The sequence below is a fragment of the Sphingobium sp. GW821-FHT02B05 genome (assembly GCF_059421905.1).
Window position 1 is genome coordinate 116,960 of sequence record NZ_JBWKVW010000006.1, and the last position, 14,762, is coordinate 131,721.

Sequence of the window (14,762 nt, forward strand, 5' to 3'; positions counted from 1 at the left end):
TCCACGTCCTTAGCGCTCGCGATCAGGGGGCTTGCGTATATCTTTGTCCGACTCAGCCGAGGGCAGAGCATCTGATTTACGGCTGCGGCTGTCCGCTGCCGCCGAACTCCGATCGGCGATCATGATCTCCCGCGCCCTCTGCAGCCGCCGAGACACCGCCGCCGGCATATCGGCCACGAACCCTGCGATATCCTCGGCCAGCGCTCGATCTTCGTCCTTTCCGGTCGCCGCCAGCGCTGCCGCGGCATCTGCGTAAGCCCCCCGGATTTGCTTCTGGCGGCCGAGCGCCAGCACGTCCTCCACCCGACGCTCCGGGTTCTGTGACCGTGCGAACGCCTGCGCCCGCTCTTCGATCAGCCGGTTGAGATCCAAATCCCTCCCCTGCCCCGCTGTCCTTGCCTCCAGATGGTGCGCCGGCGAGCGCACCCGCTTCTGAACATGGCCGCGCGCACGGCGCGGCGTCGCTTCGGCGGCGATACCGCGTTGACGCAACTCATGGGCGAAGCTCTCGCGCCAATGATGAAGGTCGGCCTTGCGCGGATTGAACCGCGTCCCGTCCGCACCCTGGGTCGCGACGGTCAGATGGACATGGGGGTGAGCGGTGTCGGTGTGCAGCGCTACCATATAGCTGAACTGCCCTTCGAACTCGACGCGCGCGAACGCCTGGACGGCATCATGGATGGTCGCGGCATCGGTCGTACCGCCGGGCATCGACAACACCATCGACATCGATGTCGGTCGCTCCTTGCCATGAAGGTTCATCGCCTGATCGAGCATGTCCCAATCGGCTGCGATCGCCTTCAAGCGCTTTTCGTCGGTGATGATCTCGCCTTCGCTGCTGCGAACCTCGAGCTTCCCATGCCGCGATATATAGCCAAAATGTTCGGCGAGGTGCCTGGCGCCACGCTGCTTGCCCGAGATCTTGACCATGACCTCGGGCGCCTTGCGCACGATCCGCTCAAGCTTGGCGCGCGCCTCGGCCGGCGACAACATCGGCGCAGCGGCGCTTCCGCCCCGGCCCTTGCCACCACCCGAGCGGATCCGCAGCGTCGCCCCGCGCAGGCTGCGCTTGCCCCCGGTCGGCGGTCGCCAGGCTTCCATCAGACTGGGGAGCGGCAGGACGCCATCATCTTCCTCAGTCATCGGGCGTATCCCAATAGGTCAGGTCACCTTTGAGAGCGTGGCCAAGCGCGCGCAGCTGGTCGGCCACCTCGTCGCGGAAGGAGGCGACGCGCGCGGCCTCGCGCGCCAGATCGAGACGCGAATCCACCATGGTCGCGGCATGAAGGGCATGGACCGCCTGGTTGAGATTGATGCCGATCCGGTTGAGCTCGCGCCAGGACTGCGCGATCTGTACCCGGTCGGCGCGCGGTGGAAGCGGATGTGTATGAAGCCGCCGACGCAACAGCATGACGAGCCATTCGGTGCGTTTTAGCCCGCGCGCATCGGCGGCCGCATCGAGCCGCTCAATATCCTCGCGCAACAGCCGAAGCTGCAGCCGGTCAGTCTTGCGGGTTCGAGTCGAAGCCGTCTCGTTCGACCTGTCCCCGGCGTCCTCAAGCGCACCGTCGATCAGCTTGCGCAGGAGCGCTGAGCGACCGCCGGCGGCAGTCGCCCTAGCATCGAAGCGCGCCGCGAGATCATCGGGCAGACGGAGGCCAAAAAACGCCACACCCCATTGCTATTGTTTAACAATGACGGCGCCAAGCCTATCCGGCCCTCACCTAAAACCACTCGTCCTATAGTCTGCTCAAGCAGACTCTGCCCATCTTCAAGCCGGGTTTCTCATCCAATCTGACATCTACAAAAAGGCAGAATATTTCCGAGCGGTCCAATCCGCCCGATCCGCGAAAATGAAGACAGCCGCGCCCCTGAAGAAGGGGCGCGGCTGCCAAAACTGTCTGAAAAGCTCGATCGTTTCTACGCGGAGTGAGGGGTGAATGAGTGAGCGCCCGCCCCGCCCCGCCCCGCCGATGGCTTACCCCATAACGATATCGGCAACGGGCGCTTCGATCTCCTCGCCGTCGTCGAACACCACTCGGACCCGCTCGGGCAGGATCAAACGTCCTGTCCGCCCGTCCAGGGTCACCCGAACCGCATCGAGGGGCTTGGGCTGCAAAGACACCTCTGCGCCGAACATCGACCGCAGGCCCGCACCGGCACGCACCGGCCTGCTTGGCGCAGCGCGCTCGGTGCCCTGCCCAGTTGAGAGGGCAGGCACGTCACGTAACCCGGTATCAGGCGGAACCTCGGGTGCCATGAGCCCTGCGATAAACCGGCCGCCCTCCGCCAGGGTCACGCTTTCATCGCCGAGCCGCTCGACATAGGCGCGCACCGCGTCGCCATGAGTGCGGGCAGCACGGTGGAGGTCGTAAAGCAACCGGATCGGCATTTGATCGATCGCTGCCCGCAACCAGGGCGCCATATCGGCACAGGCGGCATAGAGCGACACGAACTGTTTCGAGCGGCCGAGCGCGCGGGCGATCTCCGCCTGGGTGACGCCGGCGGCCAGCATCCGTTCGATGCCGGTCGCAAGATCATGCGGGGTCAGGCCCGCGCGCTGGTCATTCTCGACGATCTGATCGGCGAGCGTGTCGGCCCGGTTCACCACCGCCATCACGATCGCCGGAATAGTCTCGCGCCCGGCAAGGCGCGATGCCCGAAAGCGCCGCTCGCCGACGCGGATGACGTGAAGCCCGTCCCCATTTTTCGGGGCGACGATGATCGGCTGCAGGACGCCGCGCGCTGCAATCGAAGCGGCAAGATCCTTGAGCTCGGTCTCGTCGAACACGCGGCGCGGGTTTTCGGGGTCGGCGATGATCCAGTCGAGCGGCAGATCCTCGACGCGCCGCGCGCTGTCGTGGAGACCGACAAGCAGCCCGAACTCTTCGGCGCGCTGATCGAACTTGCCCATCACGCCGCACTCAGGCGGCGGTCATCCATCCGGCGAACGATCTCGGCCAGAATCGGTCGGATTTCGTCGGCAGCCGCTTTCGCGCCGCTGCCTGTTTCGCGCCAGACCGGATGGTGGTGTTCGGCCGAATGCTTGTAGGTCGGTCGCGCCTTGATGAAGGCGGGAAACATCAGTTTCTCGCCGACGGCGCGGGCGAGCTTGACCGCATTGTCCATTTCGCGCCGGTCGAACGGATTGACCATCGAGGGCAACAGCCCGAGAAAATCGACTTTGCGCCCGCCTCTCGCCCCTTCCGCTTTTTTGAGCGCGGTGAGCAGCATCTTAGCGCACTCGATCGAATCCTCGGCGACCTGAACCGGCGCGATCACCGCGTCGGCCACCGCCATCGCGCTCAAGGTGAGCTCATCCCATTTGGGACCGGTGTCGATGACGATATGATCGAAATGGGCACCAAGTGCGGGAAACCGGCCGAGGAAGTCGCGGACATCCGCGGCTGCCTTGACCATCTGCAGGCGCGGGTCGGCGGCGAAAACCGTGATGCCTGGCGCATCGCTCAGGTCGAGCCGCGCCTCGGGATCGAACAGGTCCGCTGCGAACCACCCGGTCCGCTCGCCGGCGAGCCGGCGCGTGGAACTGCCCTGCGGATCGAGGTCGAGAAACGCGACCCGGTTGCCGCTTTGCTCGGCAAGATACCAGGCAAGGTGCGTTGCGAGAAAGGTCTTGCCGACCCCGCCCTTGAGCAGGCTGACGACGATCGTTCGCATCGCCGCCGCGCCGTCAGGATTCATAGTCGTGCGGACCATCGCGCAGGTTGCGCTCATAATGCTCGCGCGACGACCGGTCGCCACCACCGCCGATGCCGGGTCCGACATAACGGAACAGGTAGACGGTGATGACGAAGCAGACGAATGCGAACAGCAACGCATGGTCTGGATGACGCGAAAAATAGTCGGCCACGGCGGGTCTCCTTGGCATGTTCCAGGGAAACCGGTCGGTCCCCTCACCGCGCAGCAAAACGCGGCCGCTCTCGCCGCGCAGCCTCCCCTCTCGTGCCGGGGAGCAAGACCCGATGGGCGTCAGACGGCACCGGCGATAGTCTGCTCAAGCAGACTTTTCGGCTATCCCCCCGGTCAGGGGGATGGCCGGTGTCACCATCGCTCGGTGAGACATTGTGCGCAGCCCGGCGGCCATGCCAGCGGGCTCGGTTGGCGCGACGCGATCAGCGCTCGCGGCTGACGCCATGGTCAGTCGGCGACCTCACGCAACCGCCACTGGTGGACAAGGGCGACGATCTTGTCCTCATAGCCGAGCTGGTCGGGATAGATCGCGCCGTGATGACTGCCCAGATAGACGAACACGACGGCCATGTCGGCGGCGACCGCATGGTCGACACCGAACAGGTCGGCAAGATCGAACCCGCCATTGTCCTGCGCATTCCACCAGGCGAGCAGGAAATTCGCGGCGCGGCGCGCTTGCCCCGTGTCCGAGGCGGCCAGATCGAAAAGCCGGTCGAGGGCTTGGATGACAGGCTCGCTCATCTGCGAATCCTTTCGGTAAAAGGTGGCCCCGACAGGGTCGGGGCCATGATAGCTCAATATTCGTGGGTGAGAAGCAGCGTCAGCACGCGGGTGGTGACTTCGGGATCGGTCGGATCGGGCGATCCATAGGTCAGCGCGCGATCATAATAGTCGATCTTCCAGTATAAGGCTTGGCCGGCAAATTCGAAGCGCCCGAAATCACGCTCGCCATGGGGATCGACGTCGGGACCAAAGGCGTCATAGTCGCGCACGGTGCGCAGCAATTCGGCGCGACGCTGGAACCCACGAAACAGGCTGGTATCGCCGATCAGGTCGGCGACGCCGGCGGTCATGACCACCTGGTTGACGCCCGGGCTATGGATGGACTGGCGCAGAGCATCATTGAGCCGCGCGATGGTCGCGACGCGCTGGTCTGCGGATAGGACTTTGTCATTCTGGGGGTCGGCCATGACGTTCGACTTCCTGATCTGTGTCAGACCCCGCCGATCGGGGCCTTTCGACAGGCGACCGGACCGCCGGGGCATAGCGCGCCCGCGCACCCGCAGGGTCGCAACGGATGTGGAGAAGCCCGGCATCGGGCTTGCGCTGGCAAGTGCCGCGGCGAGGACGCCAAGCCAGAAAGGAACCATCGGTGTAGCGGTAATAGGAAAAATCGAACGGCATGGCCGACTTTTCGGACGTGCTGCTGGACGCGCGACTAAGGGCTTCGCTATCCCCTCGATCATGACAGACACCGCCCGGATCATTGCCCTCTGGCCGCGCTGGACATCGAGCGTGGGCATGATGCAGCGGCTGCAGATCCAGGTTCGCACCCAGTGCCGCCGCTGCGGCGCCCTGATGCGCGCCGATCTGGACGATCTGGTCGCCCGCTATGGCGCAAGTGCGTCGCTGATCGATCGCCAGGAACGATGCCGGATGGTCGCGTGCGATGGCGCGACCTTCTACCTTGCCGCCCGGCGGCATGGCGAACCGTGGCGGATCCTGCTCGACGCCGCGACGCTGCGCGATGGCCTGGGCCTATGCCCGCCAGCGCATCTCGCCCATGGGCGACCAGCCCCTGTCGCGAATGCCGCAGACCTGGTCATTCCAGGGCGTCGTTGACGGCCTGCCCCACGGCAGGGATCGTGACCCGCATGGGCCGAGACCCGGCACGGGGCTCGGGGCGTTTCGCCTAGAGCCCGGTCCGGCGCAGCCGGAGCCGCCCTCCCCGCTCAAGCCCCCTTTGCATCATCGAGATCACCGAACAAACGAAGCAATATCTCGTCCAGGCTGGCGACCTTCTCGAACCTCGATATCCGCACCTTGCGGTGGTTCGGCCGCTCATTTTTCTCGCCCTCCGCCGTGCCCTTGCTATGTTTGGCGACGGCAAACGGACTAATGTCCGGCAAAGGCTCGCCTGGCCCCGCGCCGAACCACAGATAATGGTCGAAGAGGAGGTCCGGCGTCACCACGATCCAGATGACGCACCCGCTCGGCTTCTCCATCAGCTTGAGGCTGATTTTGACCTCATCGGTCTTGCCGCCGACGATTTTGGTCTTGAACTGGATATGGCGGGTCAAGCGGTCGCGGGCCATGACCAGATCATAGCCGCCCGCGTCGAATTCGGAGCGTAGCACCTCGACGTCGGTCACACCCAGTTGCCACAGGCGGCGCAGCGCGTCCCCGACAAAGACATGCTCCACGATGCGCTCACGCAGGGTCGAGTGGATGAAATGCGGGCTCGCTTCCTCGGTAAGATCGTCCAATCAGCACTCGCACAATAAGGGCGGGGGCGAAGGCCCCCGCCTGAAGGTTTCAGCTGAACGGATCATATTCATTGATGACCGCGACGTCGCCATCGAACTCGTCGGCGGTGATGACCGCGAACTGCGTACCGATCCCGATGACCATCGTTGCAATCATGAGGGTTCTGGAGAGGCCGAGCGCGTGGAGGCGGGCAATCTTGATGTCGGTGAACATATCGAGGCTCCTTGCCAAGCCGGCGGGTTCATCCCCGCTCGACTGGCGCCCGATGTGTTCGGCCGGTGGCCGCGATCACTTTTTTGCCAACGGCCAAAAAGCCGTAGCGCAAGCGACCGGACCCTTTACGGGTTGATCGCATAAGGCCGCCGGCCGGACCAAGGATTGCGCCTCAAAGAGCGGGTGGACCCGCCTGACGCCAGGATTTGGGCTTCGCACCGACCTTTCTAGAATGTCTCCAGGGTCGGCTCTTGCGCAGATCGCGCGGTCTTGGGCAGGATGCTGGAGAGCTCATCCATCGAATAAGGTTTGTTGAGCAGTGCGAACCCGCTGGCTCCTTCGTCGGCCAGGACATGGCTATAGCCGCTTGCCAAGATGATCGGCAGGCCGGGATAGAGGGTGGCCTCTTGCCGTATGTTCTTTTTTTGTTCTATGTTTCTCTCATGCTCCGAGTCGATGAAGATAGCCTAGCCCTCCATCTCGAGGTGTCGCTCGCAACCGCCGAGCCGGCACTGGTGACGGATATTCGCTGCGGTGACGCGGCCGCACGGCGGCGTGCGGTAGCGCAACTGGCCCGGCATCTGGCGGTCCGTTTGCGCTGCTATGATATTCTCGCTGACGAGCCCGCCGCGATAGCGGGGACATTGCCGCTCTTCCCCGACGCATGACGAACACCTCGTCCCGATCCCATCGCTGATGCTCATAGCCTTGCTTCTCGCTGTCGCGACCGTCCCCGCCGGGCAGATGTTCGCCTGCACGCCCATCAGGGTGTGGGACGGTGACGGACCGGTCTGGTGCCGGGAGGGACCACGGATTCGGCTTGGCGGAATAGCGGCACGCGAAATCGACGGCTCATGCCGGTGGGGACAACCCTGCCCGCGCGCCAGTGGGATCGCCGCGCGGGACGCGCTGGTCCGATTGCTTGGCGGCGCCAGGGGCCGAAGCGGCACCGGCCATATCCTTGTCACTGGCCCGAGGCTCCAATGCCGGTCAACCGGCAACGCGAAAGGGGATCGCACCGGGGCCTGGTGTTCTGCGCCGGGGATCGGCGACCTGAGTTGCGCCATGATCGCGACAGGTACAGTGCTGCGATGGCAGCGCTATGCGGCAGGCCATTGCCGCTGACAGGGCCTGATGGCCTGCCGCATGCCAACGGCTCATCCCTGTACGGTTTGGGGCGCGATTGCGATCGACGAGAGGTCGTTCGTCGGATCGACTTGAATGCCCGCTTCGCTCCGTTCGGAATAGCGATCGACGAGTTGATCCCCATGCGGCCGCAGCAGGACGGTAAAGCGTACAAGCTCCTCGACCACATCGACGATGCGATCATAATAGCTCGACGGCTTCATGCGGCCGTCATCGTCAAATTCGGCGAACGCCTTGGCCACGCTCGACTGGTTGGGGATCGTGAACATGCGCATCCAGCGGCCAAGGATGCGCAGAGTGTTGACGCTGTTGAAGGATTGCGAACCCGCGCTGACCTGCATCACAGCAAGGGTCCGCCCCTGTGTCGGGCGCATGCCCTGATACGCCAGAGGCAGATGGTCGATCTGGGCCTTCATGATACCGGTGATCTGCCCGTGCCGTTCCGGGCTGCACCAGATCTGTCCTTCCGACCACAAGGAATGCGCCCGTAGTTCGGCAACGGCCGGGTGGTCGTCCCCTTCGACCTGGTCGGGAAGCGGCAGATCAGAAGGGTCGAATATCCGCGTTTCACATCCGAAAAACTGGAGAAGCCGCGCAGATTCCTCCACCACAAGCCGCGAGTAGGATCGCTTGCGCAAGCTGCCATAGAGGAGAAGAATGCGTGGCGGCGGATCGTTCGGGCCGAGCCCAAGCGCGGGCCTTCGGCGGGCAAATGCCATCTTCAGAGCCGGCAGATAATCCGGCTCGGATAGCTGGCGCAGGCGTTCAAAGGCCATGATGTCCTCGCTCATCGGCCTTGCTCGGGCACGGTATCAGGAAACCAGCGGCGACCGAACCAGAAGGCGACATTCACCAGCAGGATCAGCACTGGCACCTCCACCAGTGGGCCGATGACGGCTGCGAAAGCGACCGGGGACGCCAGCCCGAAAGCGGCGATCGCGACGGCAATGGCCAGTTCGAAATTATTGCCCGCAGCCGTGAAAGCCACCGCCGTCGTGCGTGGATAGTCGCTGGCGATAAGCTTGCCCATGAAGAAGCTGATCGAGAACTGGACAACGAAATAGATGGTCAGCGGGATGGCGATGCGGACGGCATCCCCCGGGAGCGTGACGATCTCGCTGCCCTTCAGGCTGAACATGGCAACGATCGTGAACAGGAGGGCGATGAGCGTGACCGGACCGATCTTCGGGAGGAATACGCCCTCGTACCAGTCGCGCCCTTTGGCCGCGACGAGACCCTTCCGGGTCAGATATCCCGCGAGGAAAGGGATACCGAGGTAGACCGCGACCGCTTGCGCGATGATCCAGAAACTGACGTTGATGACGCTGCCCTCCAGCCCGAACAAGGGCGGCAGGAAGGCGAGGAAGAACCAGGCATAGAGGCTGAAGAACAGGATCTGGAAGATCGAATTGAACGCCACCAGCGCCGCGACATATTGATTGTCGCCCTTGGCAAGCTGGTTCCAGACAATAACCATCGCGATGCATCGGGCCAGCCCGATCAAGATGAGACCCGTCATATAAGCTGGCTCGGCGCGCAGGAAGATGACGGCCAGAAGGAACATCAGCACCGGGCCGATGATCCAGTTCTGGACAAGCGATATCGCCAGCACCCGCTTGTCCTCGAAGACGCGCGGCAGCTCCTCATAGCGAACCTTGGCCAGCGGTGGATACATCATCAGGATGAGGCCGATCGCGATCGGTATATTCGTGGTGCCCCAGGACAGGCCGTTGATCGCGGCAGGTAGACCCTCGATGCTCGTGCCAAGGCCTACGCCCAGGGCCATCGCCAGAAAAATCCACAAGGTGAGATAGCGATCGAGAAAGGATAGCCGTGGTCGACGGGTCTGGGTCATTGCGGTTCCTTGAGCGGTGGGGCGGCGTCACCGACGCCCAGCGCGATCTGCATGTAGATGGTGTCGAGCCAGCGTCCGAACTTGCGTCCCACCGACCGCATCGTGCCTGCATGTTCGAAGCCGAGCTTGGCATGGAGGGCGACCGATGCCGCTTCACCCCCGCCGATGACGGCAATCATCTGGCGAAATCCTGCCACCTCGGCCTGTGTCAGCAGAGCAGCAAGCAGCGCCTTTCCGACACCTCGGCGCTGATGCCCGGGATCGATATAGATCGAGTTCTCACAGCTCGATGCATAGGCAGGCCGATCGCGAAACTGCGTGGCATAGGCATAGCCGACAACATGGCCGCCCTGCTGGGCGGCGAGGAACGGCCAGCCTTTCGCCAAGCATGCATCAATCTTGGCTTCGGTCTCCATCACCGAGCGCGGGCTGGTATCGAAGCTGGCGGTGCCCTCCCGGACATGATGGGCGTAGATGGCGGCGATCGCCGGCGCGTCGGCGAGGACCGCCGGTCGGACCGTGAACGCTGCCATCGTTCAGCCTGCCGTGACGCGGTTACCGGCAGCGTCGACGACCTGCTCGCCGTCTTCCTTGGCGAAAGCACCGCGTTGGGCCGCGGGGATGAGTTCCAGCACCGCTTCGGAAGGGCGGCAGAGCTTGACGCCGAGCGGCGAGACCACGAGCGGACGGTTGATGAGGATGGGATGGGCCATCATTGCGTCGATCAGCGCCGCATCGGAAAGACCTTCATCGCCCAGGCCGAGGTCCGCAAAGGGCGTGCCCTTCTCGCGCAGCAAGGCACGCGCGCCGATCCCGGCGCGTGCGATCAGGCTTTCGAGTTGACTGCGTGAAGGCGGCGTCTTCAGATATTCGACCACATGCGGTTCGATCCCGGCGTTGCGGATCATCGCGAGCGCATTGCGCGACGTCCCGCATTCGGGATTGTGGTAGATGATGATGTCCACGGTCATTCACTCGCCTCCGCCTTGGCGCTCGCGCCTTCGCCCTGTCCGATGTCCTTGAGCTTGCGCCGCATCGCCATGTCATCGAGGCTCGAGATCGGGAGCGCCAGAAACAGCGCAATGCGATTCTGCAAATAGCGCAGCGCCTGCAGGAAGGCCTCGCGTTGCCCCTCGCCCTCGATCGCGGCAGGGTCTTCAATGCCCCAATGCGCTGTCATGGGATGGCCGATCCATACCGGACAGGTCTCTCCGGCTGCATTGTCGCAGACCGTGAAGATGAAATCGAACTGCGGCGCACCGGCACCGGCAAACTCATCCCAGCTCTTGGACCGCATATCGGTGGTATCGAAGCCGAGCCCCTGAAGCACCGACAATGCCATTGGGTGGACCTGCCCCTTTGGCTGGCTCCCGGCGCTATAGGCTCTGAAACGCCCCTCGCCGAGCTTGTTCATGACCGCTTCGCCAAGAATGGAACGCGCCGAGTTTCCGGTACACAGGAACAGGACATTATAAATACGGTCGGGCATGCAGGGCTCCGTCAGCAGCAGGGAACAAGCTCGGCGATCAGCGGCTCGCACAGTTCCGCCCTGCCCCCGCAGCAATCCTTGACCAGGAACAGGGTCAGCGCCTTGAGCTGATCGAGGTCGGCGCGGTAGATGATCTGGCGACTGTGGCGCTCGGCACGGATCAGGCCCGCACGCGCCAGCCCGGCCAGATGCGATGACATCGTATTCTGGGGGATATTGAGCTGGCGGGCGACTTCGCCGGCGGCCAGGCCATCGGGCTCATGACGCACCAGCAAGCGAAACGCATCGAGGCGAGTGCCTTGGGCAAGCGCCGCCAGTGCGCTGATAGCAGAATCATTGTCCATATATCGATAATATTGGATATATGGATTTCTGACAAGCCCTGCAGAGGAATGCCGACACAGCAAAAGGCCCGGTGGTTGCTGCCACCGGGCCTTCGCGGGTTTCAGAAGGGAATTTCGTCGTCATCGACCGAGCTGTCATTGCCGCCCTGGTCGCCACTGGCGGGCTTGGCGCGGGTGAGGAAGGTCACCTCGTCGGCGATGATCTCGACGCCGTACCGCTCGATATTCTCGTTGTCGGTCCAGCGGGTGTAGTGGATGCGGCCGCGCACCATCACCTTCATCCCCTTGTCGACATATTGTTCGACGGTCTTGCCGACGCCGTTGAAGCAGGTGATCCGGTGCCATTCGGTATCTTCGATCCGCCGGCCATTGTCGTCCTTGACGATCTTGCCGTTGCTGTCGCGCTTGGGCCGCGAGGTCGCGAGGCTAAAGTGGGTGATCTTGGTGCCGCCCTGGGTGGTGCGGGCTTCCGGCGTGGCGCCGACATTGCCGGCGAGGATGACGAGGTTCTGCATGTCGAGGTTCCTTTTTTGGGTGCCGAAGGGACCGTCCCTTCGACTGACCCCCGAAAAAGGCGGGCATGGGCGATGCTTCCACCGGAGCGCGTCAGCCGCGCAGGGGAACCCCGAAACAAGGGGTGGTGCGGGCAGCCGTGGCACACGGCAACTCGGCCCGAAGGGGAGCGGGTTGGAAGGACCGAACGACCGACTTAGGGATCAGGTCAAAAAGAAGGGATGGTGGCTTTGGTTCTATGAACCCAGGAACCGGTGCAGAAACCTTGCCCTATCGCCGCGGCATGTCCCCGCCAGGCAGAGACCCCACAACCGGCCGTCAGCGCCTTTCCCACCTTGGACTGTCGTCCGCAGCGAAGCGAAGGCAACGCTCACGGCAACAGACATAATGGCCGTCTGACGCACGGTACGCTTCAGGCCCGCCCATCCCCGGCTTCATGGATTGGCGAGCGCCTTTTCGAACCGCGCACAGGATGATGCGGTGTGCGCCGTCACGCGATCTGCGCTCGGATCACGGCAAGGAGACGATCGACGCAGTGAGAGGCGTCGGCCATATCGAAGGGTGATGCTCCGGCCCGGAACAAGGCGTCGATCTGGTGGCGGCGATAGGCCGGCGAAAGGATCGCGGCGAGTTCCGGCAATTCCGCAGGCAGGTCGGACAGGCCCGCCTCCATCGCAAGCGCCAGGGCCTTTTCGAGGTCATGCCGAATATGGACACGGTTCCAGTCGTCGGCATAGCCGACCTTCATCAGAAAGGCTTTGAGGCCGAGTTCGATCGCGATCGCCAGCGAATGTGCGGCACTCGCGGGGGCGATCTCCACGCTACCCGCCGCACCGCGGGCAAATCCCATAGCATTCGCCATGAAAGTGGCGATCAGCGCCGGATCCGCGATCCCGGCGAAACGGCGCGCGGCGTCATCGAGCGTTGCGGCAGGAAGCCCGATCAACCAGCGCGGCCCTGCGATATTGCGCAGATGGCGCAGATGTGCCGAACCCGGTTCATCGGTGTCGGTGCCGGCCGACCAGCGTAGCAGCAGCGCGGCCTTCCAGCAGCGCCCGTGACGCTGCCGGAACGCCAGCAGAGCGCGCAGTTCCTCATCATGCAAATCGCGCATCATCATCATCTCTCTCTAGTTCGTGGTAGGGCGGCAGCCGGCGCAGCGTCGGCAACGCGGTTGGCTGGTGGACTCTGAACCGCGCCCCGGCCGCCAAAACGGCCGATGGGTTCCAGTGCTGCTCAGCGACACCAAAAACGGCCTCGGCGCCCTCCCCTCTCGCCTGCGGAAATTTCCAGGGGACGACGGTAAGCGCAGCGAAAAAAGGGCCGCCGGAAAACCGGCGGCCCGCGGCTTCAGCCCGCAGCGCGACGGGCAGCTGAAGGAGGGCTTCCCAATGGGCCGCGGCGATCAACGACACGCAGTCCCCGAGCCTTGGCTTCGATGACAAGCCGCTCCGTCACGCCGTTGCCCTGGAAGGCGACCACGAACCGCGGCTTGAGCGAGAGCATCTGCTCGTTGCGACGGAAGCCCGCGCGATCCCCGAGTTTCCGGTCGAGACCGAACCGCACCTGCTGGATGCCATTCTGCTCGGCCCAGGACGCTGCAAGACGCTCGATACCTTTCATATCGCCGCCGTGTACGAGATACATGTCGCCGACATGGGCGCGAACCTTGTTGAGGGTGGCCAGCAGGTTATCGGCGAACGTCTTCATATCGTCGTCGTTGGCGAAGGTGAGGCGGCCACCGGCGAACACAACGGGCGTACCCTGCGCGGTGTTGGCGTTCAGAGCCCGCTCGCGGCGAGCTCGCAGGAAGGCATGGCCATCGACGATCCCGGCGGTGACCCCGAGCGAAATGCGGTTGCCGGACGATGGCACCCACGATCTCCCGGTCTCCCGGATATAGTGGGCGGCGGCGACATCGCGCATGATCTCGAAGGCACCAGCGGATTCTTCGACCTTCTTGGCGAGATCGATCTTTTCCTCCAGATTGGCCGTGCTGATTTCGGAGCCGTCCTGTTCGGCGAGGAGAAGGCGGATGTCGTCGGTCAACCGATCGACCAGTCCGTGTTTCTTGGCGGCGGCGCGGTGGAAGAGGTTCACCAGGCCCCAGCCCAGGTCTTCGATGTCACGCTCCAGTGTGGTGTTTCCCATCGTCGTGAAGAGATCGCTCCAGATTGCGGTGACGGTCTGCTCCAGCGCCTCGGTTGGTGGCGGCGCCATGCCACTGAGGTCTTCAGCGCGGGGTTCGAGGTGCCCTAGCTCCAGTGCCGCGAGTGCGGCTGCAAGCGATGTGGACATGATAGCGAGCCTTTCTGTCTGTGCCGGCGGCCTCTCCGCCGGATGCGCATCCTCCGGGCGCTCGCAAAAGAGGGGCTGGCACCGAGGCACAGCCGAGGGAAACTCGCGAACAAGGGGTGGTGCGGGCAGCCGTGGCACACGGCAACTCGGCCCGCCGTTCGCGGGTTGCCAGCGCCTCGCGGGCGCCCATATGCGGCATCCTCTGGCGGGGAGGTATCGACACAGACCGGTTTCGCTTTGCCCTCAGCCTCTGCCGTCGATTCGGAACGGGGGTATCTCCAATTCCGCCGCTGCGAGATGCGACAGCACCGCCGCATAGCTGCCGAGACCGCGCACCGTTTCCGCCGAGATCAGGATCTCGTCATCGTCCGAGGCGCTGAAACGCCGGACGGTCGTGCCGTCAAAGACCACCCGCTCCGGGCCGAACGCCCCGGGAGCGCCGCCAGCCCAGCGCGCGAAGACAAGGGCATGATCGACACAGAAAGTCTCGATCGCTTCGAACCGGCCCCAGGCAACCTCATGGTCGGCCAGATACAGGGGAACGCTCGTATCGAGATCGTCCGGATCGAACGCGGTGCCCTCCCAATCCGTGAAGGCGCCGTCACTCGCGACGGCAGCGCAGAAGCCGTGAAGGAGGTCAGGGGACAGCGATCCGCCGATGCGGATCGCGACAGAAGCGCGATCGGCCATGAGAGTCTCCGTAGCT

Annotated in this window: 22 protein-coding genes; 3 read left to right on the plus strand and 19 right to left on the minus strand. The window is 64.0% G+C overall.

What is annotated here, in order from left to right:
- Positions 1–9 precede the first annotated feature (9 nt).
- The 7 genes from AC07UX_RS16750 to AC07UX_RS16780 all read right to left on the minus strand — a co-directional run bounded on the left by AC07UX_RS16750 (position 10) and on the right by AC07UX_RS16780 (position 4,901).
- A complete protein-coding gene (locus AC07UX_RS16750) occupies positions 10–1,143 on the minus strand; it encodes a relaxase/mobilization nuclease domain-containing protein (protein WP_495193110.1) in 1,134 nt (377 codons plus the stop codon).
- Positions 1,136–1,672, minus strand: coding sequence for a mobilization protein (locus AC07UX_RS16755; protein ID WP_495193111.1), 537 nt, complete (start codon positions 1,670–1,672; stop codon positions 1,136–1,138). The genes AC07UX_RS16750 and AC07UX_RS16755 overlap by 8 nt, the downstream gene beginning before the upstream one ends.
- Before the next feature lie 306 nt (positions 1,673–1,978).
- On the minus strand, positions 1,979–2,914 hold the full coding sequence (locus AC07UX_RS16760) for a ParB/RepB/Spo0J family partition protein (RefSeq protein ID WP_495193112.1): 936 nt from the start codon (positions 2,912–2,914) through the stop codon (positions 1,979–1,981).
- The gene (locus AC07UX_RS16765; RefSeq protein ID WP_495193137.1) at positions 2,914–3,678 is read right to left on the minus strand and encodes a ParA family protein; all 765 of its coding nucleotides are present in this window, start codon (positions 3,676–3,678) and stop codon (positions 2,914–2,916) included. The genes AC07UX_RS16760 and AC07UX_RS16765 overlap by 1 nt, the downstream gene beginning before the upstream one ends.
- A gap of 13 nt (positions 3,679–3,691) precedes the next feature.
- Positions 3,692–3,871 carry a hypothetical protein gene (locus AC07UX_RS16770; RefSeq protein ID WP_489000542.1) on the minus strand — a complete coding sequence of 60 codons (180 nt, stop codon included), beginning with the start codon at positions 3,869–3,871 and terminating at the stop codon, positions 3,692–3,694.
- A 287-nt stretch (positions 3,872–4,158) separates the two neighbouring features.
- Positions 4,159–4,452 (minus strand): DUF7673 family protein, encoded by a 294-nt coding sequence (locus AC07UX_RS16775; RefSeq protein ID WP_495193113.1) that lies wholly within the window; start codon positions 4,450–4,452, stop codon positions 4,159–4,161.
- A 53-nt stretch (positions 4,453–4,505) separates the two neighbouring features.
- Positions 4,506–4,901, minus strand: a complete 396-nt coding sequence (locus AC07UX_RS16780; protein WP_495193138.1) for a DUF3768 domain-containing protein — start codon at positions 4,899–4,901, stop codon at positions 4,506–4,508.
- A 274-nt stretch (positions 4,902–5,175) separates the two neighbouring features.
- Here AC07UX_RS16780 and AC07UX_RS16785 point away from each other — a divergent pair, with 274 nt between their 5' ends.
- The gene (locus tag AC07UX_RS16785; protein WP_495193114.1) at positions 5,176–5,553 is read left to right on the plus strand and encodes a hypothetical protein; all 378 of its coding nucleotides are present in this window, start codon (positions 5,176–5,178) and stop codon (positions 5,551–5,553) included.
- A 110-nt stretch (positions 5,554–5,663) separates the two neighbouring features.
- Here the strand turns inward: AC07UX_RS16785 and AC07UX_RS16790 are convergent, their stop codons facing one another.
- The gene (locus AC07UX_RS16790; protein WP_495193115.1) at positions 5,664–6,197 is read right to left on the minus strand and encodes a hypothetical protein; all 534 of its coding nucleotides are present in this window, start codon (positions 6,195–6,197) and stop codon (positions 5,664–5,666) included.
- A 49-nt stretch (positions 6,198–6,246) separates the two neighbouring features.
- On the minus strand, positions 6,247–6,411 hold the full coding sequence (locus AC07UX_RS16795) for a hypothetical protein (RefSeq protein ID WP_021243491.1): 165 nt from the start codon (positions 6,409–6,411) through the stop codon (positions 6,247–6,249).
- Between the two features lie 443 nt (positions 6,412–6,854).
- On the opposite strand from AC07UX_RS16795, the gene AC07UX_RS16800 reads away from it, so the two are divergent.
- Entirely contained in the window at positions 6,855–7,079 is a 225-nt protein-coding gene (locus tag AC07UX_RS16800) for a hypothetical protein (protein WP_179563561.1), read from the plus strand.
- A 28-nt stretch (positions 7,080–7,107) separates the two neighbouring features.
- Positions 7,108–7,536 carry a thermonuclease family protein gene (locus tag AC07UX_RS16805; protein WP_495193116.1) on the plus strand — a complete coding sequence of 143 codons (429 nt, stop codon included), beginning with the start codon at positions 7,108–7,110 and terminating at the stop codon, positions 7,534–7,536.
- 32 nt (positions 7,537–7,568) lie between these two features.
- Here AC07UX_RS16805 and arsH read toward each other — a convergent pair whose 3' ends face one another.
- The 10 genes from arsH to AC07UX_RS16855 all read right to left on the minus strand — a co-directional run bounded on the left by arsH (position 7,569) and on the right by AC07UX_RS16855 (position 14,746).
- Complete coding sequence (gene arsH, locus AC07UX_RS16810) at positions 7,569–8,333, minus strand: arsenical resistance protein ArsH (RefSeq protein WP_495193117.1); 765 nt, start codon at positions 8,331–8,333, stop codon at positions 7,569–7,571.
- An 11-nt stretch (positions 8,334–8,344) separates the two neighbouring features.
- Positions 8,345–9,412: an ACR3 family arsenite efflux transporter gene (arsB, locus tag AC07UX_RS16815; protein ID WP_179563560.1), complete on the minus strand. Its 1,068-nt coding sequence runs from the start codon at positions 9,410–9,412 to the stop codon at positions 8,345–8,347.
- The gene (locus AC07UX_RS16820; RefSeq protein WP_179563559.1) at positions 9,409–9,945 is read right to left on the minus strand and encodes a GNAT family N-acetyltransferase; all 537 of its coding nucleotides are present in this window, start codon (positions 9,943–9,945) and stop codon (positions 9,409–9,411) included. The genes arsB and AC07UX_RS16820 overlap by 4 nt, the downstream gene beginning before the upstream one ends.
- A gap of 3 nt (positions 9,946–9,948) precedes the next feature.
- Complete coding sequence (gene arsC, locus AC07UX_RS16825; RefSeq protein WP_149523984.1) at positions 9,949–10,383, minus strand: arsenate reductase (glutaredoxin); 435 nt, start codon at positions 10,381–10,383, stop codon at positions 9,949–9,951.
- Entirely contained in the window at positions 10,380–10,901 is a 522-nt protein-coding gene (locus AC07UX_RS16830; RefSeq protein WP_416466070.1) for an arsenate reductase ArsC, read from the minus strand. Before AC07UX_RS16830 ends, arsC begins: the two co-directional genes overlap by 4 nt.
- Before the next feature lie 11 nt (positions 10,902–10,912).
- The gene (locus AC07UX_RS16835) at positions 10,913–11,245 is read right to left on the minus strand and encodes an ArsR/SmtB family transcription factor (RefSeq protein WP_021243482.1); all 333 of its coding nucleotides are present in this window, start codon (positions 11,243–11,245) and stop codon (positions 10,913–10,915) included.
- Positions 11,246–11,346: 101 nt separating this feature from the next.
- Positions 11,347–11,760, minus strand: coding sequence for a single-stranded DNA-binding protein (locus tag AC07UX_RS16840; protein ID WP_056366854.1), 414 nt, complete (start codon positions 11,758–11,760; stop codon positions 11,347–11,349).
- A gap of 488 nt (positions 11,761–12,248) precedes the next feature.
- A complete protein-coding gene (locus AC07UX_RS16845; protein ID WP_495193118.1) occupies positions 12,249–12,881 on the minus strand; it encodes a hypothetical protein in 633 nt (210 codons plus the stop codon).
- A gap of 227 nt (positions 12,882–13,108) precedes the next feature.
- Positions 13,109–14,056 (minus strand): DUF2493 domain-containing protein, encoded by a 948-nt coding sequence (locus AC07UX_RS16850; protein ID WP_179563556.1) that lies wholly within the window; start codon positions 14,054–14,056, stop codon positions 13,109–13,111.
- Positions 14,057–14,299: 243 nt separating this feature from the next.
- Positions 14,300–14,746: a hypothetical protein gene (locus AC07UX_RS16855; RefSeq protein ID WP_416465993.1), complete on the minus strand. Its 447-nt coding sequence runs from the start codon at positions 14,744–14,746 to the stop codon at positions 14,300–14,302.
- Positions 14,747–14,762: the final 16 nt, after the last annotated feature.

Coding starts and splice junctions, on each gene's coding strand:
- AC07UX_RS16830 (WP_416466070.1), bottom strand. CDS start 10,901: ATGCCCGACCGTATTTATAATGTCCTGTTCCTGTGTACCGGAAACTCG.
- AC07UX_RS16775 (WP_495193113.1), bottom strand. CDS start 4,452: ATGAGCGAGCCTGTCATCCAAGCCCTCGACCGGCTTTTCGATCTGGCC.
- arsB (WP_179563560.1), bottom strand. CDS start 9,412: ATGACCCAGACCCGTCGACCACGGCTATCCTTTCTCGATCGCTATCTC.
- AC07UX_RS16835 (WP_021243482.1), bottom strand. CDS start 11,245: ATGGACAATGATTCTGCTATCAGCGCACTGGCGGCGCTTGCCCAAGGC.
- AC07UX_RS16805 (WP_495193116.1), top strand. CDS start 7,108: ATGCTCATAGCCTTGCTTCTCGCTGTCGCGACCGTCCCCGCCGGGCAG.
- AC07UX_RS16760 (WP_495193112.1), bottom strand. CDS start 2,914: ATGGGCAAGTTCGATCAGCGCGCCGAAGAGTTCGGGCTGCTTGTCGGT.
- AC07UX_RS16855 (WP_416465993.1), bottom strand. CDS start 14,746: ATGGCCGATCGCGCTTCTGTCGCGATCCGCATCGGCGGATCGCTGTCC.
- AC07UX_RS16820 (WP_179563559.1), bottom strand. CDS start 9,945: ATGGCAGCGTTCACGGTCCGACCGGCGGTCCTCGCCGACGCGCCGGCG.
- AC07UX_RS16785 (WP_495193114.1), top strand. CDS start 5,176: ATGACAGACACCGCCCGGATCATTGCCCTCTGGCCGCGCTGGACATCG.
- AC07UX_RS16765 (WP_495193137.1), bottom strand. CDS start 3,678: ATGCGAACGATCGTCGTCAGCCTGCTCAAGGGCGGGGTCGGCAAGACC.
- arsC (WP_149523984.1), bottom strand. CDS start 10,383: ATGACCGTGGACATCATCATCTACCACAATCCCGAATGCGGGACGTCG.
- AC07UX_RS16800 (WP_179563561.1), top strand. CDS start 6,855: ATGCTCCGAGTCGATGAAGATAGCCTAGCCCTCCATCTCGAGGTGTCG.
- AC07UX_RS16795 (WP_021243491.1), bottom strand. CDS start 6,411: ATGTTCACCGACATCAAGATTGCCCGCCTCCACGCGCTCGGCCTCTCC.
- AC07UX_RS16750 (WP_495193110.1), bottom strand. CDS start 1,143: ATGACTGAGGAAGATGATGGCGTCCTGCCGCTCCCCAGTCTGATGGAA.
- AC07UX_RS16780 (WP_495193138.1), bottom strand. CDS start 4,901: ATGGCCGACCCCCAGAATGACAAAGTCCTATCCGCAGACCAGCGCGTC.
- AC07UX_RS16840 (WP_056366854.1), bottom strand. CDS start 11,760: ATGCAGAACCTCGTCATCCTCGCCGGCAATGTCGGCGCCACGCCGGAA.
- AC07UX_RS16850 (WP_179563556.1), bottom strand. CDS start 14,056: ATGTCCACATCGCTTGCAGCCGCACTCGCGGCACTGGAGCTAGGGCAC.
- AC07UX_RS16845 (WP_495193118.1), bottom strand. CDS start 12,881: ATGATGATGATGCGCGATTTGCATGATGAGGAACTGCGCGCTCTGCTG.
- arsH (WP_495193117.1), bottom strand. CDS start 8,333: ATGGCCTTTGAACGCCTGCGCCAGCTATCCGAGCCGGATTATCTGCCG.